The organism is Solibacillus cecembensis (assembly GCF_050272495.1).
GTDB lineage: Bacteria > Bacillota > Bacilli > Bacillales_A > Planococcaceae > Solibacillus > Solibacillus cecembensis.
Genome location: NZ_JBNNMF010000006.1, coordinates 144,632 through 168,140, shown reverse-complemented (window position 1 = coordinate 168,140; position 23,509 = coordinate 144,632). Strand labels below are relative to the sequence as shown.

23 protein-coding genes are annotated in these 23,509 nt (G+C 38.3%); 16 read left to right on the top strand and 7 right to left on the bottom strand.

The features are described 5' to 3' along the window. The first annotated feature begins 160 nt into the window (after window positions 1-160). Window positions 161-553, top strand: a complete 393-nt coding sequence (gene mscL / locus ACQKIH_RS07610) for a large conductance mechanosensitive channel protein MscL (RefSeq protein WP_057983154.1) — start codon at window positions 161-163, stop codon at window positions 551-553. Between the two features lie 60 nt (window positions 554-613). On the opposite strand, the gene ACQKIH_RS07605 is transcribed toward mscL, so the two are convergent. Continuing rightward, the gene (locus ACQKIH_RS07605) at window positions 614-1,264 is read right to left on the bottom strand and encodes an HAD hydrolase-like protein (RefSeq protein WP_427764691.1); all 651 of its coding nucleotides are present in this window, start codon (window positions 1,262-1,264) and stop codon (window positions 614-616) included. A gap of 31 nt (window positions 1,265-1,295) precedes the next feature. After that, window positions 1,296-2,165, bottom strand: coding sequence for a GNAT family N-acetyltransferase (locus tag ACQKIH_RS07600; protein WP_427764688.1), 870 nt, complete (start codon window positions 2,163-2,165; stop codon window positions 1,296-1,298). Window positions 2,166-2,422: 257 nt separating this feature from the next. Here ACQKIH_RS07600 and ACQKIH_RS07595 point away from each other — a divergent pair, with 257 nt between their 5' ends. The 13 genes from ACQKIH_RS07595 to ACQKIH_RS07535 all read left to right on the top strand — a co-directional run bounded on the left by ACQKIH_RS07595 (window position 2,423) and on the right by ACQKIH_RS07535 (window position 15,845). Beyond that, window positions 2,423-2,605: a hypothetical protein gene (locus ACQKIH_RS07595; protein WP_057983150.1), complete on the top strand. Its 183-nt coding sequence runs from the start codon at window positions 2,423-2,425 to the stop codon at window positions 2,603-2,605. 429 nt (window positions 2,606-3,034) lie between these two features. Then, the gene (locus tag ACQKIH_RS07590; protein WP_057983148.1) at window positions 3,035-4,174 is read left to right on the top strand and encodes a betaine/proline/choline family ABC transporter ATP-binding protein; all 1,140 of its coding nucleotides are present in this window, start codon (window positions 3,035-3,037) and stop codon (window positions 4,172-4,174) included. Further along, window positions 4,171-4,818 (top strand): ABC transporter permease, encoded by a 648-nt coding sequence (locus tag ACQKIH_RS07585; RefSeq protein WP_427764684.1) that lies wholly within the window; start codon window positions 4,171-4,173, stop codon window positions 4,816-4,818. Before ACQKIH_RS07590 ends, ACQKIH_RS07585 begins: the two co-directional genes overlap by 4 nt. Further along, the gene (locus ACQKIH_RS07580) at window positions 4,815-5,714 is read left to right on the top strand and encodes an osmoprotectant ABC transporter substrate-binding protein (RefSeq protein ID WP_427764681.1); all 900 of its coding nucleotides are present in this window, start codon (window positions 4,815-4,817) and stop codon (window positions 5,712-5,714) included. Before ACQKIH_RS07585 ends, ACQKIH_RS07580 begins: the two co-directional genes overlap by 4 nt. Then, window positions 5,711-6,391 carry an ABC transporter permease gene (locus ACQKIH_RS07575; RefSeq protein ID WP_057983143.1) on the top strand — a complete coding sequence of 227 codons (681 nt, stop codon included), beginning with the start codon at window positions 5,711-5,713 and terminating at the stop codon, window positions 6,389-6,391. The genes ACQKIH_RS07580 and ACQKIH_RS07575 overlap by 4 nt, the downstream gene beginning before the upstream one ends. Window positions 6,392-6,616: 225 nt before the next feature. Then, window positions 6,617-7,732, top strand: coding sequence for a methionine biosynthesis PLP-dependent protein (locus ACQKIH_RS07570; protein WP_427764678.1), 1,116 nt, complete (start codon window positions 6,617-6,619; stop codon window positions 7,730-7,732). Next, on the top strand, window positions 7,729-8,892 hold the full coding sequence (locus ACQKIH_RS07565) for an aminotransferase class I/II-fold pyridoxal phosphate-dependent enzyme (protein WP_427764675.1): 1,164 nt from the start codon (window positions 7,729-7,731) through the stop codon (window positions 8,890-8,892). The genes ACQKIH_RS07570 and ACQKIH_RS07565 overlap by 4 nt, the downstream gene beginning before the upstream one ends. A gap of 265 nt (window positions 8,893-9,157) precedes the next feature. Continuing rightward, complete coding sequence (gene cydD, locus ACQKIH_RS07560; RefSeq protein WP_427764673.1) at window positions 9,158-10,873, top strand: thiol reductant ABC exporter subunit CydD; 1,716 nt, start codon at window positions 9,158-9,160, stop codon at window positions 10,871-10,873. Next, entirely contained in the window at window positions 10,857-12,539 is a 1,683-nt protein-coding gene (gene cydC, locus ACQKIH_RS07555) for a thiol reductant ABC exporter subunit CydC (protein WP_427764671.1), read from the top strand. The genes cydD and cydC overlap by 17 nt, the downstream gene beginning before the upstream one ends. A gap of 231 nt (window positions 12,540-12,770) precedes the next feature. After that, window positions 12,771-13,205 (top strand): MarR family winged helix-turn-helix transcriptional regulator, encoded by a 435-nt coding sequence (locus tag ACQKIH_RS07550; RefSeq protein ID WP_427764669.1) that lies wholly within the window; start codon window positions 12,771-12,773, stop codon window positions 13,203-13,205. Window positions 13,206-13,230: 25 nt separating this feature from the next. After that, window positions 13,231-14,169: a ring-cleaving dioxygenase gene (locus tag ACQKIH_RS07545; protein WP_427764666.1), complete on the top strand. Its 939-nt coding sequence runs from the start codon at window positions 13,231-13,233 to the stop codon at window positions 14,167-14,169. A 41-nt stretch (window positions 14,170-14,210) separates the two neighbouring features. Further along, window positions 14,211-15,266 carry an LLM class flavin-dependent oxidoreductase gene (locus ACQKIH_RS07540; protein ID WP_427764664.1) on the top strand — a complete coding sequence of 352 codons (1,056 nt, stop codon included), beginning with the start codon at window positions 14,211-14,213 and terminating at the stop codon, window positions 15,264-15,266. Between the two features lie 12 nt (window positions 15,267-15,278). Further along, complete coding sequence (locus ACQKIH_RS07535) at window positions 15,279-15,845, top strand: NADPH-dependent FMN reductase (RefSeq protein ID WP_427764661.1); 567 nt, start codon at window positions 15,279-15,281, stop codon at window positions 15,843-15,845. A gap of 251 nt (window positions 15,846-16,096) precedes the next feature. Here the strand turns inward: ACQKIH_RS07535 and ACQKIH_RS07530 are convergent, their stop codons facing one another. Beyond that, on the bottom strand, window positions 16,097-16,294 hold the full coding sequence (locus ACQKIH_RS07530; protein ID WP_427764658.1) for a hypothetical protein: 198 nt from the start codon (window positions 16,292-16,294) through the stop codon (window positions 16,097-16,099). Beyond that, entirely contained in the window at window positions 16,266-17,309 is a 1,044-nt protein-coding gene (locus tag ACQKIH_RS07525; RefSeq protein WP_427764655.1) for a DUF418 domain-containing protein, read from the bottom strand. The genes ACQKIH_RS07530 and ACQKIH_RS07525 overlap by 29 nt, the downstream gene beginning before the upstream one ends. Window positions 17,310-18,138: 829 nt before the next feature. Here ACQKIH_RS07525 and ACQKIH_RS07520 point away from each other — a divergent pair. Both ACQKIH_RS07520 and ACQKIH_RS07515 read left to right on the top strand, forming a co-directional pair. After that, entirely contained in the window at window positions 18,139-18,855 is a 717-nt protein-coding gene (locus tag ACQKIH_RS07520) for a response regulator transcription factor (RefSeq protein ID WP_057983118.1), read from the top strand. A gap of 15 nt (window positions 18,856-18,870) precedes the next feature. Beyond that, window positions 18,871-20,253: a sensor histidine kinase gene (locus tag ACQKIH_RS07515; RefSeq protein WP_057983116.1), complete on the top strand. Its 1,383-nt coding sequence runs from the start codon at window positions 18,871-18,873 to the stop codon at window positions 20,251-20,253. A gap of 45 nt (window positions 20,254-20,298) precedes the next feature. On the opposite strand, the gene ACQKIH_RS07510 is transcribed toward ACQKIH_RS07515, so the two are convergent. The 3 genes from ACQKIH_RS07510 to ACQKIH_RS07500 are packed head-to-tail and all read right to left on the bottom strand — an operon-like array spanning window position 20,299 to window position 23,285. Then, a complete protein-coding gene (locus tag ACQKIH_RS07510; RefSeq protein WP_057983114.1) occupies window positions 20,299-20,658 on the bottom strand; it encodes a YxeA family protein in 360 nt (119 codons plus the stop codon). Window position 20,659: 1 nt separating this feature from the next. Further along, the gene (locus ACQKIH_RS07505) at window positions 20,660-22,531 is read right to left on the bottom strand and encodes an FtsX-like permease family protein (protein WP_427764651.1); all 1,872 of its coding nucleotides are present in this window, start codon (window positions 22,529-22,531) and stop codon (window positions 20,660-20,662) included. After that, window positions 22,518-23,285 carry an ABC transporter ATP-binding protein gene (locus tag ACQKIH_RS07500; RefSeq protein ID WP_057983111.1) on the bottom strand — a complete coding sequence of 256 codons (768 nt, stop codon included), beginning with the start codon at window positions 23,283-23,285 and terminating at the stop codon, window positions 22,518-22,520. The genes ACQKIH_RS07505 and ACQKIH_RS07500 overlap by 14 nt, the downstream gene beginning before the upstream one ends. Window positions 23,286-23,509: the final 224 nt, after the last annotated feature.

Below are 23,509 nucleotides of genomic sequence, written 5' to 3'. Positions count from 1 at the left end.
AATCTTATTCTTGTTATGTAATGGATCGTTGTATCAAAAAAATGAATTACTCTATTCTATTATAAGGGTTGTTCCAACTTTTTTCATAGTTGAAAATTATTTCTACAATTGGTATAGTAAATAGTTATAAAGAAATGCATGAGAATATGGAGTGAAACGTATGTGGAAAGATTTTAAAGATTTTGCGATGCGCGGGAATGTGATGGATTTAGCCGTTGCTGTAGTAATTGGTGCTGCATTTGGTAAAATTGTTGATTCCTTAGTAAAAAACATCATTATGCCTCTAGTTGGTATATTAACAGGTGGTATTGACCTTACTGATAAATGGAAATTCGGCAAGGGTGATGCACAAGTAGCCCTTGGCGTATTTATCCAGTCGATTATTGATTTCTTAATTATCGCTTTTGTAATTTTTGTCGTTTTACGAATTATTGCGAAGTTGAATCGTAAAAAAGAAGCGGCTGTTGTGGAAGCTCCAGCACCTGAATTAGACGCAAAAGAAGAACTATTAAAAGAAATTCGCGACTTACTGAAGAAAGAACAAGCTGAGTAATGGTGGAAAAAGCTATTTTGACTAAAATCAAAATAGCTTTTTTGTATGAATATTTTTAGTTTATTTACTTTTGATAATAGCAAGTATAGCCGAAAATTGCTCAACGACAAAATCGGCTGTTTCTAATTCCTGCTGCTGTGCGAAATCAAAACGTACGCCTATCGATTGTAAATGATTATCTTTGGCCGCTTTAAAGTCCGATAAACGGTCTCCGATAACAAAACCGTTTGCGACATTATTTTCCTCTATGACTTTATGTACAAGCAATGATTTATCGCGGGAAGCAATTTGTTCAATGCTGTAAACCTTTTTAATCCAGCGATCAAGCTCATAATGCGTCACAATCGCTTGTAAATATGCCGGTTGTCCGTTGCTTGCAATATAGATTGGATAGTCTTTTGAAAGCTGCTGAAGCGTTTCTATGACCCCTTCATATAAGCCCCCTCGTCCCTCTTGTATTTGCTGCACTAAAAACTGTTGGAACCATTCATTGCTGCGCTCTCTTATGGTAAATGAATGTTGCGGACAAAGCGTTTCCCAAACAACTTCTAACGGTACACCCATTATTTCCTTATATTTTTCAAGTGGTGTTGGTCCCTCCCACAACAATTCATCTCGCAATTTTTCAAATGTTTGTTCGAGTGCCCCTTCTAAAATAAGGTGTGTTTGAAATAATGTGCCGTCCATATCAAAAATAATTGCGTTTTGCATATTGATTACCTCCCGTGTCTGAAATTGCCCATTATCGATTGAATGTGTAACCTAAAAGAATATTATCCATTTTAAATCCAGCCTTCATATACACATGATTCGCTCGGTCATTATCGTTTTCAACGCAAAGTCTAATTTCCGCGATCGTGTCATGCTTGAATATTTCTTGCAGTACTTCCTTTAACAATAATGTCCCTAACCCTTGATTTTGGTGTTTTGGCGAAACGGCAATGTATTCCAAACTTGCTTCACCAAAAACAGTTGCTACTTCAAAATAAGCATATCCTTGCAAAGCCTGCTGTTCATTTTTGAATAGTAGTAGCTTATTGTCTTCATTTATACGTGAAACAATCGTCTTTGCGTCATAGTATGTATTCGGAAATAGTTCATTGTGTAAGCTTTCAAAGTCCTTTTCATCTCCCGCTTGAAATGGGAATAATCGTTGACTGTTCAGTGGTTCAAAATCCCCTTTTGAAACTGTAAGTGTTAAATATTCCCCCGTTTTTTTAACATGTAATCGCTCAATAAATTTTTGTTGAGTCGTATTTTCAAGATTTACAAAAAAATGAGCAGTTTCTACATGAGGAAATTGATCAAGCGTAGTTTGCCAAAGTGTTGTAAGTTCCTTTTCAGAAATTGAATCCTCAAAAGGTCCCCAAACTTCTGCTGAATTTTCATCTATATCTAAACCAATTGCCCCGACAATTTCTTCAATTTCATTTTTCAAAAGCACAAATGCCAAACGACCATTTTCTAAAACAAAATCTTCTTCTAAAGTAGCAACAATTTCATCAAACTCTGTACCAGCATATCCGATATGAGTAGATTTTTGCTGATTTAACTTTGTAACAAATTTTGCAATTTCATTGATTTCACTGGTTGTTGCTAAGTTTATGTTCATGTTTATCCCCCTAACTACCGTAATTAATCATTTGGAACGCCCTAATTATAAGACAATTCGAAATATAATTATATACTACTTATTTTAAAAATCCCACCCACTTCATTATTAGGGGGAAATTTACAACATCCGTCTATTCTAAATATATTAAAACACCTTTATTTACTTTCCATCTATGGATAATATATACTAGTATGTAAGCATTCTACCAAATCAGAATGTTTTCTTCACAAATATAAACTAGAGGTGAATATAACATGGCAAAAAAAATCAAGAAAAACAAAGTAGAAGAAGTTGTACTAGAGAAGAAAGCAAAGAAAAAAGCAGACAAAAAGAAACTTGAAAAAAAGTTAGAAAAGAAAAAAGCTGAGAAGAAAAAAGTTGTGAAACTAGTAGCGAAGAAAAAAGCTAAAAAGAAAAGCGACAAAAAAGCAGCTTAATAACGGTTAAGCTCCAATCTTATTCATAAAGTGTCGTGTATTTCGTATCCTATCGATTCATTTCATCGAATCACTTTTTGAATATTCCTATGCTTTCCATATGAGTGGACTCTTTTGTAAAAGGTTAATAACCTACATTTTACAAGAGTCCTCTCTTTTTATTTTCAGAAATTAATACAAAGTCTAAAATAATCAACCATTTAGCCCAATTCATTCACTAAATTGGATATTGGTCACTCTGCCATTACCACTAAATTCGACTTTTTTAGCCAGCGTTCTACTATATAAATGGGCGTTTGAACGTCAACTAAATGCATATAAATTTTTAATTTTCTGATTAATGAGGTATTATTAAAGTGGACTTTATAGTTTTCGAAAATTTGGATAAGTTATAAAGAGAACTTTATTTTACACAAGGAGATGAAGAATATGCTGCATATTGAAAAGTTAAAGAAGGTTTATCGTGGTGGAAAAATCGCCGTCGATGATTTAACACTCGACATTCAAAAAGGAGAATTCATCGCCTTTATTGGTACAAGTGGTAGCGGAAAAACAACGGCACTACGCATGTTAAATCGCATGGTTGAACCTACAAGTGGGACTGTGACAATAAACGGGAAAGATATGATGAAGATCAATCCCGTTACACTGAGACGTAGTATTGGCTATGTCATTCAACAAATCGGTTTAATGCCGCATATGACCATCCGAGATAATATCACGCTCGTCCCTCGTTTACTTCAATGGCAAAAGGAGAAATCCGAAGCCACGGCAAGGCACTTAATCTCATTAGTCAACTTGCCAGAATCCTATTTAGATTACTACCCTTCTCAATTATCCGGTGGTCAGCAACAACGGATTGGTGTTATCCGTGCATTAGCCGCCGAACAAGATATCATTTTAATGGATGAACCGTTTGGGGCACTTGACCCCATTACGCGCGATACTTTGCAGGATTTAATTAAAGAGCTGCAAAGAAACTTAAATAAGACGATTATTTTCGTTACGCATGATATGGACGAAGCGATTAAATTAGCGGATAAAATTGCGATTATGCATGAAGGAAAGCTGATTCAATTTGATACGCCAGACAATATTTTGGCCAACCCCATCAATAATTTTGTCAAGGAATTTATCGGCTCTCACCGTCTGATTCAACAAAAGCCAAACTTTAAAACGGTGGATGAAGTAATGATCAAAGCCATTTCGATTACAATTGAACGCAGTTTGGATGAAGCCATTCGATTAATGGTTAAATCCCGTGTTGATACGTTGTTCGTGACAGATGGCGACAATCGCTTGCTCGGTTATTTAAATGTTGAAAGCTTAACAGGTGATGCTCGGTCGAAAAAAAGCGTATCGGAAGTTTATATTAAAGACATTGTTTATATGAAGACCGGGTCCAAATTACAAGATTCAGTTCGCCGTATTTTAAAGCGTAATTTAAACAATATTCCGGTCGTGGATAATCAAAACCGTTTAATTGGACTCATTACACGTGCAAACATTGTCGATATCGTTTATGAGACTATTTGGGGCGATGAGGAACAGGAGCTGAAGGACTCATGATGAGCTTTTTCACTGAAAATACAGCGGAAATTTTGTTAAAGACGTGGGAACATCTTTATATTTCTTTCATTGCCATATTAATCGGTACACTCCTTGCAGTTCCTTTAGGCATCCTATTATCAAAAACAAAAAAAATCACAAAAATCGTGCTTACAATTACAAGTATGCTTCAAACAGTCCCTTCACTCGCACTGCTCGCCATTATGATCCCGTTTTTAGGTGTTGGGAAAACGCCTGCAATTATCGCATTGTGCATTTATTCCCTCCTGCCCATTTTAAACAACACTTTTACTGGGATGCAGTCAGTTAATGAAAACGTCAAGGCTGCTGGGCGAGCGATGGGCATGACACCCGCCCAGTCTCTTCGTATGGTTGAGCTGCCGTTAGCGATGCCGATCATTATGTCCGGTATCCGACTCTCTGCGGTGTATGTCATTTCTTGGGCAACACTCGCCTCTTATATTGGCGCTGGTGGTTTAGGTGACTATATTTTTAATGGATTAAATTTATTTAAAATCGACCTCATAGTTGGCGGTGCGATTGTCGTGACACTATTAGCACTCGTTGTTGACTTTATATTAAGCCGAGTCGAACGTAGCATGATTCCGAAAGGGCTTCGTATTCAAGGAGGTCGGTCATCATGAAAAAATTACTCCCTCTATTCCTAGTCACCCTGTTGCTCACGGCCTGTAATAAGAATGATGATGACACAATTCGCATCGCTTCTGCCGTTACGACAGAAAGCCAAATTTTAGGATATATCCTTAAAGATATGATTGAACATTATACAAATGAAGAAGTTGTGCTCATTAGCAATCTCGGCTCATCAACCGTACTCCATCAAGCTATGGTAAATGGTGATGCGAATATTTCATCGGTTCGCTACACCGGAACAGATTTAATGGGTGCGCTCAAACAGGAGCCAATAAGCGATCCACAAAAGGCACTCGAAATTGTTCAACGACTTTTCCAAGAAAAATTTAACATGACGTTTTTTGATTCATATGGCTTCAATAATACGTATGCCTTTATGGTCACAAAGGAAACTGCGGACAAATACCAACTTAAAACCGTTAGTGATTTTAAATCGATTGCAACGGATTTAGAAGTTGGTGTGGATAACTCGTGGATGAATCGTGAAGGCGATGGCTACAAAGCATTTGGTGCCGCATATGGTTTTAATTTCGGACGTGTTTTCCCAATGCAAATTGGACTTGTCTATGATGCAGTTGCACAAGGCGAGCTCGATGCGGTGCTTGGCTACACGACAGATGGACGAATCGCATCGTATGATTTAGTCGTTTTAGAAGATGACCTTCAATTTTTCCCGCCATATGATGCGTCTCCTTTTGCGACCAACCTTATATTAGAGGAAAAGCCAGAAGTGAAAAAAGTATTACAACTTCTTGTCGGACAAATTTCGAACGCAGAAATGCAGCGTTTAAACTTTTTAGCAGATAATAACTTAATTGAACCTCGTATCGTCGCTAAAAACTTTTTAATGGAAAATAATTACTTCGCAGGAGGTGACACGCCATGACTGACATAACGCAACTATCCGTTGTAGAGCAATTTTTCTTCTACATGAATGAAAACGGATCCTATATCTTTTCGCAATTTGTAAGTCATTTTTTGTTATCCATTTATGGTGTTTTACTCGCCTCAGTTGTCGGCATTCCAATTGGTATTTATATTTCAAAATTCCCGCGCTTCACAGGACCGATTACTACTTTAGCGAATATTATTCAAACGATTCCGACGCTCGCATTAATGGCGATGATTATGCTTGTTTTAGGTCTTGGAAAAACGACTGTCATTGTAACCGTCTTTTTCTATTCGTTATTACCGATTATTAAAAATACGCATGTCGGCATTACAACGATTAATCGCAGCTTAACGGATGCGGGACGTGGGATGGGCATGACCAAGTTGCAAGTACTTTATATGATTGAATTACCGCTTAGCATATCGGTCATCATTACAGGCATTCGCATTGCGTTAGTCGTCGCGATTGGGATTGTCGCGATTGGTGCCTTTATCGGTGCAGGTGGATTAGGCGACATTATTATTCGCGGTACCAATGCAACGAACGGAACAGCCATCATATTAGCAGGTGCGATTCCTACTGCTCTTATGGCGATTTTGGCAGACATATTGCTCTTGTGGTTGGAGCGGCGCCTCGACCCGACGAAACGGAAAAAGCTTCGTACGGTCTAATTGAATATTTTACATTATGAGGCATCTTTTATTTTATATAGAAGATGTCTCTTTTATCAATTTATCCCCCACTTAAATGCTTATTCCTCCTTTTCTTATCGAAATTCCATCGTTTTTTACATTTCAGCTGTCCCCCTATTGTCCCGAACACTTTCTCATGTTAAATTGAAGTAATAATCGATTCATTGCAAATGTTTCGTAAATTCAAAAAGGAAGTGTTCTTTCATGTCACAACGTTCAATTGATACAAAATTAGTTCAGCTTGGCAATTTAAGCGATCCGAAAACAGGTGCGGTGAACCCACCGATTTATATGTCGACTGCGTATAAGCATGCAGGAATTGGTGAATCAACAGGTTATGATTATTCACGTACAAAAAATCCAACACGTGAACTGTTGGAACGTGGCATGGCAGATTTAGAAAGTGGCGATGCTGGATTTGCATGTAGCTCTGGGATGGCGGCTGTGCAATTAGTTCTTTCTATTTTCAAACCAAACGATGAAATTATCGTACCGGACGATTTATACGGTGGTACTTACCGATTATTTAAAACATACGCAGAAAACTACAACATCCGTCCTGTTTATAACGCCTTTGTTAATTTAAATGAAGTGGGATCATTAATTACAGAAAATACGAAAGCGTTATTCATTGAAACACCGACAAATCCGTTAATGCAGGAAATTGATTTAGTCGCTTATGCCGAGTTAGCGAAAAAGCATGACCTGTTGTTAATTGTTGATAATACGTTCTATACACCATATTTCCAACGCCCGATTGAATTAGGCGCGGATATTGTATTACATAGTGCAACAAAATATATTGGTGGTCATAATGATGTGCTTGCAGGAATTGTTGTTGCCAAAGGGGCAGAACTTTGTGACAAGCTGGCATTTATGCATAACGGAATGGGCTTAGTGCTATCACCGATGGATTCTTGGCTTTTAATTCGCGGATTAAAAACATTGCATTTACGCTTAAAGCAACATGATGTAAATGGTAAAAAAATCGCTGCTTATTTAGCTACTGAACAACTTGTAACGGATGTTTTATATACAGGTAAAGGTGGCATGCTGTCATTCCGAGTGAAGGATGCCGCGATGGTTAATCCATTTTTAAAAGCGATGCAGCTTATTACATTTGCTGAAAGTTTAGGTGGTGTGGAAAGCTTCATCACGTACCCTGCAACGCAAACGCATGCGGACATTCCATATGAAGAACGTGTCGCGCGCGGTGTTTGTGACCGACTACTACGCTTTTCGATTGGCGTTGAGGAAGCGGACGATTTAATTGCTGACTTACAGCAAGTCTTTGATACATTGCGAGGTGAATTCGCATGAATAATCGCATCGAAACCGCGTTAATTCATGGTGCTGTTCGTGAAGGCTTCGCGGATAAAAAAGGTGCAGTCAATGTCCCAATGTATTTATCCTCAACATTCCATCAAGAATCAATCGATGAATTTGGCGAATATGACTATGCCCGTTCTGGCAATCCAACAAGAGCAGCCCTTGAAAAAGCGATTGCTGAACTTGAAGGTGGTCACCGCGGATTTGCATTTGCAACTGGGATGGCGGCTGTATCTGCCTGCTTTATGATTTTATCTGCTGGCGACCATATTGTCATTACCGAGGATGTATATGGTGGTACATACCGCTTTGTGACGAAAGTATTGCCGCGCTTTGGCATTACGCATACATTTGTAGACTTTACAGATATTGAAGCAATCAAAGCAGCAGTAAAACCGGAAACGAAGCTGATTTATCTCGAAACTCCTTCTAATCCAACACTTGGCATTACGGATATTCGAGCAGTTGTTGATATCGCAAAGGCGAACGGTGCAATGACGTTTTTAGATAATACATTTATGACACCGCTTCATCAACGTTCACTCGAAATGGGTGTAGATGTGGTCATTCATTCGGCAACGAAGTTTTTATCAGGTCATTCTGACATCCTTGCGGGACTTGTAGTAGCAAAAGATGAGGCGCTTGCTGATCGTATTTATTTCATCCAAAACTCTTTTGGCTCTGTTTTAGGTGTACAAGATTGCTATACTCTCATCCAAAATATGAAAACTACCGCTGTGCGTTTTAATGAGGAATCGCGTGTAGCTATGCGCATCGCTGAATTTTTAGAAGCGCAGCCACTTGTAGAAAACGTTTATTATCCTGGGTTAAAATCACATCCAGGCTATGAAATTCATGCAAGCCAGAGTACATCTGCTGGTGCAGTGCTATCGTTTACTTTACCGAGCTATACGATAGCAAAAGTTTTCGTTGAAGCCATGAAAATCCCAGTATTCGCAGTGAGCCTTGGCGGAGTTGAATCGATTTTATCGTACCCTGCGAAAATGAGTCACGCGGCAATGGAACCAGAGGAACGTGCGAAACGCGGTATTACAGACGGTCTTCTACGTTTTTCAGTCGGATTAGAAAATGAAGACGATTTACTAGAAGATTTTAAACAAGCATTGGAAAAGGCTCAAGCTGCTCGCTGAATTTTTTTAGTTAAATGCCCTATTACTCCTAATAAAACCAGGTAGCTTCTTGCCTGGTTTTTTCTTATGCGCGATTTTTGCTGTTATTTCCTATAAAATAACTGCGGCTATCCATCATTTTTCATTTTCTATCCGTCACTGTTCCCTTTCTATCCGTCTCCCCTATAAAAAATCACTGAATCTCCCCCTTCTTTAGCTTTTTTGTGTTTAATCTATCTAAAAGAGTGAAATAAATAACAATAATGCTTTATTTAGGGGGAATAGAATGCGCCAGTTTCAAAAATGGATTCCATCAATGAAAAATTACCGTTTGACGCTCATGTTTATTGCCCTACTGCTTGGACTCGCGATTGTTTTACAAGCATATAGCATCATTCAAATTGTGGATTCTGTATTTATTCAAAAATCCGCTTTTACAGCCGTTTTACCATATGTATACGGACTGCTTTTGGCGATTTCACTTCGGGTTACATCTAATTATTTTCTTCATTGGACAGGTAATCAACTTTCCGCACATGTTAAAAAATCGATACGCGCCCAGCTCCTCACTCGCTGGGGTCAAGATTCCATTGAAAATATAAAATTACAGCAAACGGGCTATCAAGTTTCGTTATTCGTCGACACGGTTGATGAGCTCGACGCCTATTTTCGGGAATATATACCGCAAACAATGAAAACGTTCGTTGTGCCATTGTTTTTATTAATTGCCGTATTTTTTGCCCATCCAATGAGCGCGGTCATTTTGCTCATAACGGCACCGTTTATTCCTCTTTCTTATATTATTATCGGTGTACAAACGAAAAGAAAATCGGAACAACAGCTTGAAAATATGAATCGCTTTTCTGGAAAATTTTTAGATGTTTTACAAGGTTTACAGACGCTGAAGCTTTTTTCACAAAGCGCAAAACAACGAAATATTTTACAACATTACAATACACGCTTTATGGAAACGACACTCGATGTGTTAAAAATTGCGTTTGCATCAACGCTGTTTATCGAACTTATCACTACGCTTGGTGTCGGGCTTGTCGCACTTGAAATCGGCTTTCAAATGATTGTATTTGAGACGCTCGGCTTTGCTGCAGCATTTTTCGTTTTAACATTAGCACCTGAATTTTACAGCTCTTTAAAGGAATTAGGTACTGCGTTTCATGCTGGGAAAGGCAGCCTTGGCGCAATGCAGCTCATTCAAACAGAGCTTGAAAAAGAGGTGCAGACAGTCACATGGGGACAACAATCAATCACGCCCGCCCCTGCTCTTGCACTACAAGGTGCCGAGTATCGTTATCCAGATGGGACTACGATTGGACCAATTACTATCGACATTCCAGCAAAGAAAACGGTGGCCATTATCGGACCGACTGGACATGGCAAAACAACCGTCTTAAATATGCTATCAAGCGCAGTGGAACTAACGCACGGCTCTCTCTTCATAAACGGCATCGCTCGCACCGAATGCAGTGAACAAAGCTGGTATGCGCAAATGACGATGATTTCACAACATCCGTACGTATTTGCTGGTACACTGCGAGACAATTTGACGATGGGAAAAACCATTGACGATGAGGCGATTTGGCATGCATTACAAAAAGCGCAATTAGGCAATTGGTTTACTTCCTTACAAGATGGTTTCCATACGAAAATTGGGGAAGCAGGTCGCGGACTATCTGGTGGGGAAAAACAGCGGATTGCCATTGCTCGTGCTTTTATTCATCAGCCTACCGTCGTGTTTTTCGACGAACCTACTGCTGGACTCGATGTGTTAACTGAGCAGCTCATTGCCCATGCGATTCAAACTTTAAAATCTCATGCAACCGTCATTCTCGTAACCCACCGCTTCGAAACATTGCAACATGCCGATCTTCTATACATTTTGGAAAATGGCACCATTCATGCGAGCGGTACACCTGAAGCATTGCAACACGAACGGTATTTTGAGGCGATGAAAAAAGGAGGTTTGCCCGATGCAAGAGCTTTATGAAATGATTTGGCATGAGAAAAAAGAGATGCTACTCGCGTTAATTGCGGGTACGATAAGCGGCTTAACAGCGGTTGCCCTTTTTGCACAAAGCGGTTTTCTTATTTCAAAAGCAGCCTTAATGCCACCGTTTTATGTCATATTAATTTTAACTGCCTTTTTGAAAATATTTGGTGTCGCAAAATCGACGAGCAAATATGCAGAGCATTATATTTCGCATCGCGTGACATTTTCCCTTTTATCCGCCATTCGAATGCGTTTTTTTGACCGGTTAGAGCCCATTGCCAATCAGTTATTTTTACATTATCAAAGTGGTGAATTGTTAGCTCGTATTACGAATGATGTCACGACGCTTCAAAACTTCTTTTTACGTGTCGTTTATCCACCGCTCGTTGCGTTGCTTGTATTTTTGGGGACCGTCATTTTCACGGCATTTTTCTCGATTTGGATAGCCTTGCTGTTAGTACTTGGATTTTTATTAGTGGCTGTCATTATTCCAACGCTTTTAATCGCAAGGAAAACACAACCTGCCCCCTATAAACGCGAACTCCTGACCGATACAACTGAGTTTTTATACGGCTTTCGCGAATTGAAAAATCATCATTTAGATGCGCAAAAAAGCAAAGAGCTACTGCGTTTAAGTGATGCGTATACCGATGAAGTGAGAAAGGAGCAGCAAGCTCTCGTCCGTATGCAGCTATACAATCAAAGCGCCTCATTGTTGACGGTATTTCTAATCGTGACAATCGGTGCGTATTTTGTGACAACGAACGAGCTGGACGGACTGTATTTGGCGATGCTATTATTAATCGCGCTCACTGTATTTGAAACCGCGATTCCATTAGCTACTGTGCCGCATCATTATAAAGGTGCAACACAAGCGATGATACGTTTGCAAGATGTGACATCACACCCCACAGCAAATACAAAGCCGTTACCACTTTCAAATGATTTCACAATACAATCAAAAAATGTGCATTTTTCCTATGCACAGTTCAATAAGCCAATTTTAAAAGATATCCAATTTACGATACAATCAGGTGAAAAAATTGCGATTGTCGGTCCGAGTGGCTCAGGGAAATCCACTCTTTTTCAATTGCTTATAAAAGGACTAGATCCAACTAGTGGACAACTTTTAATTGGTGGGCAACCTATTGCTATGATTGAAGCCGATTCGTTATGGTCACAGATGAGCGTGCAACTGCAACATAATCACTTTTTCTCGGGGACGATTCGTGACAATCTTTTACTTGCCAATGACCAGGCAACCGACGAACTGCTTATCGAAGCGTTAAAGCATGCGCGGCTACCAAAAAGCTTGGATGACGCCATTTTAGAAAAGGGCGAAAATTTATCCGGTGGTGAACGTCAACGCCTCGCGTTTGCACGTGTGCTTTTGAAAAATGGTGCCATTTGGCTATTAGATGAGCCATTTACAAGCTTAGATACTCAAACAGAACGCGCCCTCTTCCATGAATTGCTCATAAGTCCCGAATCACGGACTGTTGTTTTAATTACACATAAGCTAGACGGATTAGAAAAAATGGATCGAATTTTCGTTATGCAAGATGGACAACTAGTAGAATCCGGCTCCTTTGAACAACTTTTACTAGCGAAAGGTTTATTTTATGAAATGAAGCATATTCATATGTTCGATGATTCAAATTAATGGGATGCTGGAAATACGAGATACGTCCTATCTCGGATTATCCAGCATCCTTTTTAGTCGTTCCATTTTATCTTGCATGAACGCACAAAATTACGTCCACTATATAGAAGAAATATTTCCATTTCCGCAATTTAAAATTCGTTCCTAGAAATTTACTTCGAAATCGAGATATTTGTGTTGCGTTTTTATCAGTTGAGTAGTAAAGTGATAGTAACGAAAGGATGTGGCGGCATGAAAAACAATACACGCGGCTCGCTCATTTGGTTACGGATTACGCGTTTTACGCACCAAAGTAATTTATTATCCAATGAATTTCTGAAGCCTTTTGGTTTAACAACAGCCCAATTTGATGTGCTTATGCAAATCGACTCCTATGCACCGATTACACAATCCGATTTAGCAGAAAAAGTAACCGTTACACAAGGTGGTATTTCTCGAATGTTGTCACGCCTTGAACAGGACGGTTTGATCGAACGTACACAACAATGGAAAACAAAACACATTTCATTAACAGAAAAAGGAAAACAACAATTAGCGAATGCATTTGATGCACAGCTCGCCTTCCAATCTTCCTTTTTCGATGATTGTTTATCCGTCGAAGAGCAAAAAACATTATATGAATTAATATCTCGAGTACAAAAAAATAGCGAAAACAAAGCAAAATAACAATCACACTTTAGGAGGAAACTTTATGTATAACATTCCAGGTCATCACCATATTTCAATGATTACGAAACATGCAAATGACAATAACCATTTTTATCGTGAAATTTTAGGCTTACGTCGTGTCAAATTAACGGTAAACCAAGACGCACCATCTATGTACCACCTATTCTACGGAGATAAAACGGGTAGCCCAGGGACTGAATTATCGTTTTTTGAAATCCCATTAGTAGGACGTACACATCGCGGTACAAATGCGATTACAAAAATTGGCTTGATCGTTCCTTCAGAGGAAAGCTTGCACTATTGGATGAAACGTTTTAATGACTATGAAGTGCAACATGAAGGTATTTCCACGTATGCGAACCGCCCTGCTCTTCTATTTGAAGATGAGGAAGGCTTACGCATGGCACTTATCGTTGCAAATGGTGAGAAAGTGTCACATTGGGAAACGTATGACGGCTCCCCTGTTCCTCATGAACATCAAATTCAAGGGATGGGCACCGTAGAAATGACCGTGAAAAACTTGTCAAAACTATCTCGTACGTTAACAGAAATTTTTGGCTATCATACGGTATTTGAAAATGAACAAGACGCCCTATTCCAATCAGTAGCTGGTGAAGTATTCGGTGAAATTTATATCATTCAGCAAGATGGACCTTCTGAAAAACCAGGAAAAGGCAGTATCCATCACTTAGCGATTCGTGTGAAAAATGACGAAGAATTACAGCATTGGGATGAGCAAGTAAAAAAACGCGGTTTCCAATCATCTGGCATTATCGACCGCTTCTATTTCAAGAGCTTGTACTTCCGTGAATCAAACGGCATTTTATTTGAAATCGCAACAGATGGACCAGGTTTTTTACGTGATGGCAACGTTGAAACTTTAGGTGAACAACTTGATTTACCCGACTTTTTAGAAGAGCGTCGTGATGAAATCGTAGAAAAATTACACCCAATCGTTTAACTTACAGCGGAAGCAAAATGGATTTTAAAGGAGAATGAAAAATGGAAAAATATCGTATTGATCAATCAAAAGGCATGGAATTTGGACTTTATTCATTAGGAGACCATATGCCAAACCCATTAACAGGGCAAACTATCTCTCCTCAGCAACGCATTCAGGAGCTAATTGAATTAAGTCAGTTAGCTGAGCAAGCGGGCATTGATGTATTTGGTGTAGGTGAAAGTCATCAGCAATATTTCACAACACAAGCACATACTGTCGTGTTAGGTGCAATTGCGCAGGCAACAAAAAAAATCAAAATTACAAGTTCAGCAACTGTGTTAAGTGTATCCGACCCGGTTCGCGTCTATGAGGATTTTGCGACGATTGACTTAATTTCAAACGGTCGTGCAGAAATCGTAGCTGGTCGTGGCTCGCGTGTCGGTGCCTACCATTTACTCGGTGTGGATTTACAAGATTACGAGGAAATTTTTGAGGAAAAACTGGAATTACTGAAAAAAATTAATGATGAAGAGATTATCAATTGGCAAGGTGAATATCGTGCGCCACTTGAAAATGCACGAATTTTACCACAGCCATTGCACGGTTCGTTACCTATTTGGCGCGCGGTTGGTGGTCCTCCTGCAAGTGCGATTAAAGCAGGTTACATGGGTATTCCGATGATGCTTACAACACTTGGTGGTCCGGCAGTAAACTTTAAACCTTCTGTTGACATTTATCGTGAAGCGGCAGAAAGAAGTGGTTTTGATCCTGCAACATTACCGATTGCAACGACGAGCTTATTTTATGTAGCGGATACAACAAAAGAAGCATTGCAAGGCATGTACCCACATCTTAATGGTGGTTTCCAAGCAATTCGCGGCTCGGGCTATCCAAAGCAACAATTTGCCCAATCTACAGATGTGCGTGATGCATTAATGGTCGGCAGTAAAGACGAAATCATCGAAAAAATCCTGTACCAGCATGAATTATTCGGCATGCAACGTTTTATGGCGCAAATTGATTTCGGTGGCGTGCCATTCGATAAATTGATGAAAAATATTGAAATCATCGGCAATGACATCATTCCGGCGATTAAAAAACATACAGCGAAATAAGGAGGCAGTACAATGAAAATCGTAGCATTAGTCGGTTCAACAATCGGCTCAAAAACACGTACGGCCATGTCAACAACTGTGGAATTACTACAAAAAAAATACCCTCAAGCAGACGTGACAATGCTTGACTTAGCGAATTATGATGTACGCTTTAGTGATGGCCGTAATTATGCTGAATATGAAGGCGATACATTATTTGTTGCAACAGAGATGATGCAAGCGGATGCCATTATTATCGGAACACCGACGTTCCAAGCTTCGATCCCGGCGACATTGAAAAATGTGTTTGACCTACTCCCTGTCAATGGACTACGCGATAAAGTTGTCAGCATGGTTGTGACAGCAGGTACTTCCAAGCATTACATGATGGTTGAGCAACAGCTAAAACCAATTTTATCTTACATGAAAGCCCATATCGTACCAACGTATGTATTCGCGGAAGAAAAGGATTTTCACCGTAAGGAAATCGTCAATGACGATGTATTATTCCGCCTGGACCGCCTCATTGACGACACGGTAGATTTAGTAGAAGTCCATGCCGCATTACGTGAGAAAAAGGATGAGCATTACGATTTTTGAATGCTCATTATACTAAAAGCATTATGAATGGATTGTTCAAGATCTAGGTTAAAAAGAATAGATTGATTTATAGCGTTAAAGTTTCGGCTGCGTATGCAAGATTTTATTCAACACGTGTGTTTGTGCAGTTTCTTTTGAACCGCATCAAAACCTTGTTAAATATAGGTTCAAACAATTGTGCATCAAAAACTGCATAGGAATAAAATAAAGAAAAACACTAAAAACATTGGTATGACAATGTTTTTAGTGTTTTATTTTGTCCCTAAACTTGCATTTTGGAACGTTATTAGGTTTATTTTTGTATGCTTTAAAGATCCTTGATGCACTAAAGCTCCCGTTACTTCAACAAGAAAGTCCTTTAATCGAAAAACTCCCCGGCGGATTGGATCTTTCACCACAGGGAGTTTCGCATGTAATTGTTTATTTCTTTGGCACTGTTTTTCTTCCATAGGTCATATAGCGCCATAGCTTTTCAAATGGTCCCATTTTAAAGAATTTGAACCAGCTAACACTAAAGATAATTTGAATGGCAAAAATTAAGATTGCGATAATAACCACATAAGAAGGTGAAACAACTTCAAGCCCCATTAAAGAAATAATAGCTAGGCCAATAAAGCTTTGTGCCAAATAATTTGTGAATGCCATTTGACCAACTCGACCAATTGGCTTAAGAAACTTCGCAATGCTTTTGTTCTCCAACATAACAAATAGACAAGTTAAATAAAAATATGTTGTCGGAACTACACCTAAACCAATAATTAATTGTAGATTTTGATAATCTCCTTTTGGGGCAAACCCAATCCAAAGAGAGATCCCTACAAAAATGGGGAATGTCACAAATTGAATCCACTTTAGTTGTTTTGAGCATTCACTAATATGATTAATCCAATCCGCTTTTGCTACTAAAAAACCAGTTAAAAACATGATGAAAATAGTAACTACATCATTTCCTAATATTCCAAATACAGTGGAAAAGGTTCCTTGATTTGGCATAAATAATTGTCCGAGAATGGAAAGTACATGAACAGTAATGATAGCAAATAGCCATTTACTAATCGTTGAAATCTTTGCATTATAGAATGGAATAAGTAAAAAACCAATAATTGCATAGATAGAAAGGATTGAGCCCCAAAAAACAATTATATGGACGATACCAATTAATAATAAAGCTAGTAAACGTCGTGCAAAACGCCATCTTGGCTTATCGCCACGTGCTTCTGCACGTGAAGCAAAAATATAAAAACCTACACCGAAGAGGAATGAAAAAATCGAAAAGAATTTCTTCTCGATAAAAATATCAATGAGCGTTTCAATAGTAACATTAATTCCACTATATTCAGGCAGTTCACCCTCTACCAATACCTTGAAGGCCGCCACGTTTATAAACAAAATGCCAAATAACGCTAGCCCACGAATAATATCTAAGGAAACGATTCTTTCTTTCTGAGTAACAAACGAATTCATTCTTAAAAACTCCTTTTCTTTCGCATTTTATTACTTTATAGCTATCATAGCCTCCCATCCTTACAGTAACTTTTAGAACAGTTTACAGGAACCTTAAATTTATAGGTGGGTCTCATTATTTAATGCCTTTTTTCACTTATAGTAGTTTTTATCCCCTTCTAAAAAAAGTTCATCTTTAATAGTAACTATTATTTTTTTAAAAAAGGAGAATAAATGATGTATAGACACCGCAAATTTGTTCTGTACTGATATGACTTATAATGTCGCTGCTACTAAAATACTAATACTTAAAATCATTATTAAGCTAATTAGAAATAATCTTTTTCATTCTCCATCTTTAGTCCCGAAAAATTATTCTACAAACACAATTTTCACCATACCAAGTATAATTCATACAGATAGGTAAGCCTTTGAAGTTATCTCTGGCTTTTCCCCCTGTTTACACCGTACGTGCGACTTTCACCGCATACGTCGCTCCAACTAATCCAATTTATTCTTTCTATTTTTTTATACATAAAAATACCATAATTTCAATATTTATATATCAAATCTAAATTGCAAAAGAAAAGAGGATATATGCTCATTTATTAAACATAATATCCTCTTATGAAAGTTTTGAAGTAGGTTAAAAATCGTTTTATTCTTAGCCAAGAGAGATTCCACTTGTAAAAAGGTATATTGTGATGACTACTATTTTACAAGAGAAACTCTCTTTTTCGCTATATTATATTGGTAGAATCTAGATAATCAACAGGTGTGATGTCTACACTTCGTATTTCGGAAAATTTTCATTTATAATCAAATATCATAAGGATTGGAGCGAAACAATATGCCAGAACCAACAATTTTAGTCATAGATGATGAGGCGGATTTAGCTAATCTCCTAAAAATAAGCCTTCAAAAGGAAGGTTTCAAAAATATTCACACAGCCGGTACCATTTCCGAAGCATGGATAAGCTTTCAAAAGGAATCGCCAGACATTATATTACTTGATGTCATGCTTCCAGATGGTGAAGGTTATGATTTATGTCGTCGCATTCGTGAAATTTCACATGTGCCGATACTCTTTATGTCGGCCAAAACAGAAGAAATCGATAAAATTTTAGGTCTTGCAATCGGCGGAGATGATTACATTACCAAACCCTTTAGCCCAAAAGAAGTCGCTTATCGTGTGAAAGCACAGTTACGTAGAGCAGGCTATCATACTCAAGATACTACATCTATACTTGATACACAAAAAGATGTACTAGAAAATGGTCCCTTTTCGATGAATGCTGATGAAACGGAAGTACATAAAGATGGCATATTGCTAGAGCTAACGGCTAAGGAAGTCGGCTTAATGGCTTGCTTTATGCACAATCCAAATCGAATTTTAAGTAAGGAAACATTGTTTGAACGTGTATGGGGCGAAGATTTTTACGGCTCTGATAATACAGTCATGGTGCATATTCGACGTCTACGTGAAAAAGTGGAGAGTGACCCTTCTAATCCGATTTTTATCACTACCGTAAAAGGCTTAGGCTATAAATTTGTTATTGCTAAGTAAGGGGGCTCGTTATTTATGAAATGGAGACTCACTGCACAGTTTTTATTATCTGTGTTATCCATCGCTATCATTGTGATTTTCGTCAATACAGCTATTTTCATTAGCTTGTTCATTTATCAGCAAACAACAAATTTTCAAGCACCAGAATCTACTAACTCCGAGCAATTCACACGGGAATTTGAGCAATACATTCAATATCAAAATGGTGATATTTCCTTTGATGACAAAGGTTTGCAGTTATTGAAGGAACATAATGCGTGGGTACAAGTGCTAAATCAAAACGGAGACATGATTGGCGGGTATAATGTACCGGATAATGCCTTGGTTCATTATTCACCGCTTGAATTAATCCAAACTTATAAATACCGCGAAATCGATCCATCTACAACTGTTTATATTGGAGGAAATAATGAATTTAACTATTTAGTTGGGATTCAAGATAGAAGCGTGTCTCGTGTGGTATGGAACTTTTCACCCTCATCTTTTTTACAGCTTCTTGGAAAGTTCGGCTTAGCTATAGTCATTGCTGATTTACTTGTGACAGCCCTTGTTGGATGGTTTTTTGGTCGTGCACTGACGAAACCACTCTATGCACTAATCGAGCAAATTCAACATTTAAAAAATCGCAAGCACGCACAAGTAAAAACGCCAAAAGGTTTGTATAAACCTGTTATTTCAAATTTAAATGAGGTATCGCGCGAACTTGCTGCACACGAAATCGAACGAAATCGTCTTGAAATAATGCGTGAAGAATGGATTAGTAATGTGTCGCATGATATGAAAACGCCACTCGCTTCCATTCGTGGCTATTCTGAGCTATTAAGCGAAGGTAATTTGTCGGAAAATGAGCAAGCAGAATACGCTCGTATTATCGAAAAACAGTCACTCCACATGCAGGATCTACTGGATGATTTAAATTTAACAATGCGTCTCCGTCATCAGCAATTACCTTTACAACTGAACAACACCAATATCGTGCAGTTTATACGTGAAATTGTAATAGATACACTCAACATGGCACAGTACGAGCATGCAAATATTGAGTTCGACGCCTCTGCAGATACCATTATACAGAGCATTGATGCTCATTTTATGCGACGTGCGGTTGTGAATTTTTTGTATAATGCATTGCTGCACAATCCACGTGATGTTGAGATAAAGGTCCATGTCGAAGCAGACTCTATCACCATTTCTGATAACGGTAAGGGCATTTCTGCAGAAGACCTTGAACATATTTTCGAACGTTATTACCGTGGTACGAATACAGAACATAATTTAGGCACAGGTCTTGGCACTGCCATCGCCCGAGATATTATTGAAGCGCATGGCGGTACTGTTTCCATCATCTCAAAAGTGAATGAAGGTACTACAGTTAGTATTCATTTAACAACACAGTAGGTTGCACTAAAAAATGCCCCGAAATTTCCGGGGCATTTTCATTTATTATTTCAGCTTTTCTTGTGCTTTTGTTGGTATCTCATCGAATTGTACTTCATCATACGATGATACTTCCTTTCCACCTTTAACATACAATTTTAAAAACGCATCTTTACGTAAGTTTTTAGTAGCAGAAAATTTCAATGTTTGCTCTTCTCCACTCTCATCGTAAGACGGTAGCTCATACCAATAAGACTCAGCTATCTCACCTGTATCTAATCTAAATTCTTCTAATTCGCCGTCTATCGTCACTTGTACATAGTACGTATCCTTATTTAAACGATTAAAATCGACAGTCAATAATGCCACCAACGCAGCAATAAATAGGATTAGAGTCGCACCAATTCCAATATATACTTTTTTCATATTATTTTGCTCCTTGTTTTACAATTTTATAAAATGAACGCACTGTAAATACGTAGTAAATTGCGTAAATTGCTGTATATGCAAGCATCCAAATAATGACGGGTTTTGTAATATCCATGTTAAATAGCTGTGAAAGTGCCGTTAAAGCAAATGCACTATGCAGTATTCCGACAAGAAGTGGTGCACCAAAAATTACAGCTACCTGCCCTGCAATTGTTTTAACCATTTGCTTGCCACTAACTCCGATTTTATTTAAAATCGCATATTTTGCTTGATCTTCTTCCGCTTCGGTTAAAATTTTGAAATAAATAATACTACCTGTTGCTGCTAGGAATACAAGCCCTAAGAAGCTACCAACGAACAGTAATGAGCCTACACTAGCCATGCTATCTTCATAGCTTTGAGGCACACTTGAAAACGATTCTTGCTGCTCTGGTGACAACTGATCATAAATGACCTTAGACACTGCTTGCTGTTTTAAATCATTTTTCATGCCAACCACTTGCATGACCAAGTCTTCAGCGGTTGTCTTAGCAAATTCCTGATCATTTACTACAAGTACTGTACCTGCTGGAAAAAAGTTCAGTACACTTTCCATGTACATTTTTTCCACATAGAAAGATTCGTTGTTTGCTAATTTAAATTCTTCTCCTGTGAAATCGTGTGAAAAGCGCTCATCATACATAACATCAAGTAAAATCGCTGAACCATCTACAACATGTAATTCACGCTCTAAACCTTGCAACTTCGCTAAATGATTGTAATCCGATTCTTTCAACAATGTGTATTCAAAAAAGGCAAAGTCACTATCGACTCGTAAATTTTTCACATTTAGTGCCTCGTTATACACGACGTCTTTTTGTGGTAAATTTACTGTGTCTCCTTTCCACATAAATGTATTAGGCGTTGCCAAACGCACAGAACTCTCCGCGTTGTAGTAAATCCCAAATACTCCACCACCTGCTGTAATTGTCGTCGCACTTAAAATGGCAATAATGGATAGCGACTTAGCGTTCCCACGAATGCGATAAAGTAATTGAGACACCCCGATTAAATTAAGCCCTCTCCATGACCATGCCGTCGCCTTTTTCAACGCCGTTAACACGAATACACTTACACTATGGAACAATAAATATGTCCCGAAAATTGTAACCCCAATCACTAATAAGGGCGTTCCAAGTACAGTGAAAAAACGCCAAATTGAGCTAGTAAACATATCTGTAACTGAAGTGTAATAGCCAAATCCGACAAGTATCGTACCTACCATTGCTGCAAAAATGGATGCACGTGGCATTTTTTCACCCTGCTTTTCAGCGTGAAATAAATCGATTAGCTTGAATTGATAGATTACACGATACCCTTGTAATGAGGTGAACAGGAACAATATAGAGAAAATTACTACTGTATTAAGTACAGCTTGTCCTGAAAACGTGAAATTTGCCACGACCTCATAGCCCATCAAGCGCACTAAAACCGTTAGTAAAATTTTTGACATGAAAAATCCAATAACAATGCCTAGTACAAGTGATATAAGCCCAATAACTAGGTTCTCGAAAAAAAGCATTAAACCAATCTTTTGCTTACGGACTCCCAATAATGAATAAAGCGCCACTTCTTTTTTTCGCTTCTTCATAAAAAACGAATTGGAATACGCTATAAAAATGACGATGAAAAACAGTAAAATAATAGACGATGCATTCATCAGCCCTTGGACTCTTTGAGATGTGCCTGTTAACGCAAAAATTTCATCATTGTATTTAAGTGTCACAAACGTAAAGTAAATAACAATACTGAATACCATAGAGGCAATATATAAAAAGTAATTCGATAAATTTTGTTGAATATTTTTTTGTGCAAGACTAAATAACGTCATTAACCTCACCTCCGATACCTGCTAACACCTGCAGGATCTCTTGGAAAAATTGCTTACGTGTTTGCGTTCCTCGGTGAATTTCTTTCGATAGCTGTCCGTCTTGGATAAAAAGAATACGCTGACAGAAACTTGCCGCAAATGCATCATGCGTCACCATCATAATTGTTGAAGCTTGTGATTTATTTAAATCACTCAGTCTTTCCAGTAAATCCGTTGCCGATTTTGAATCGAGCGCACCTGTTGGCTCATCCGCGAAAATAAGCTGTGGCTCTGTCACAAGTGCACGAGATGATGCAGTACGCTGCTTTTGCCCACCTGATATTTGATAAGGATATTTGTCTAGTAGGTCGCCAATACCAAATAATCCTGCAATGTGCGCTACACGCGTATTAATTTCTTTCGCTGGCACCTTTGCAATTGCCAGTGGTAACACAATATTTTCACGTACCGTTAACGAATCAAGCAAGTTATAATCTTGAAAAATAAACCCTAAATTATCACGACGGAAATCCGCTAAACCAGCATCTTTCATATGTGCTAAATTGGAGTCACCAATTACGATATCACCTGTTGTCGGTGTATCGATCGTTGCGAGTACGTTCAGTAACGTCGATTTCCCTGCACCCGAAGGTCCCATCACACCTACAAATTCACCCTTTTCTACTTCAAATGATATATTCGAAAGGGCAGTAAATACATTTGCGCCGTTTCCATAAACTTTCCCTACATTTTGTACTTTTAATAATGGAGTCATTTGTCGCTCACCTCTTCTGTGTTATGCATATGACTACAGTATATCCACCCAAACTTACAAGAAAGTTGTGGCAAGCTTACAAGAACCTTAAATCTTTATCGTCATCTACCTTACAAGAAAGCAAAAAGGGTTCATACACAATCAGTGCATGAACCCTTCATTTTCTTAAACTATTACTTTTTGTATTTCACCCTCACGATCAACTAAACATCGTAAAATTCCAT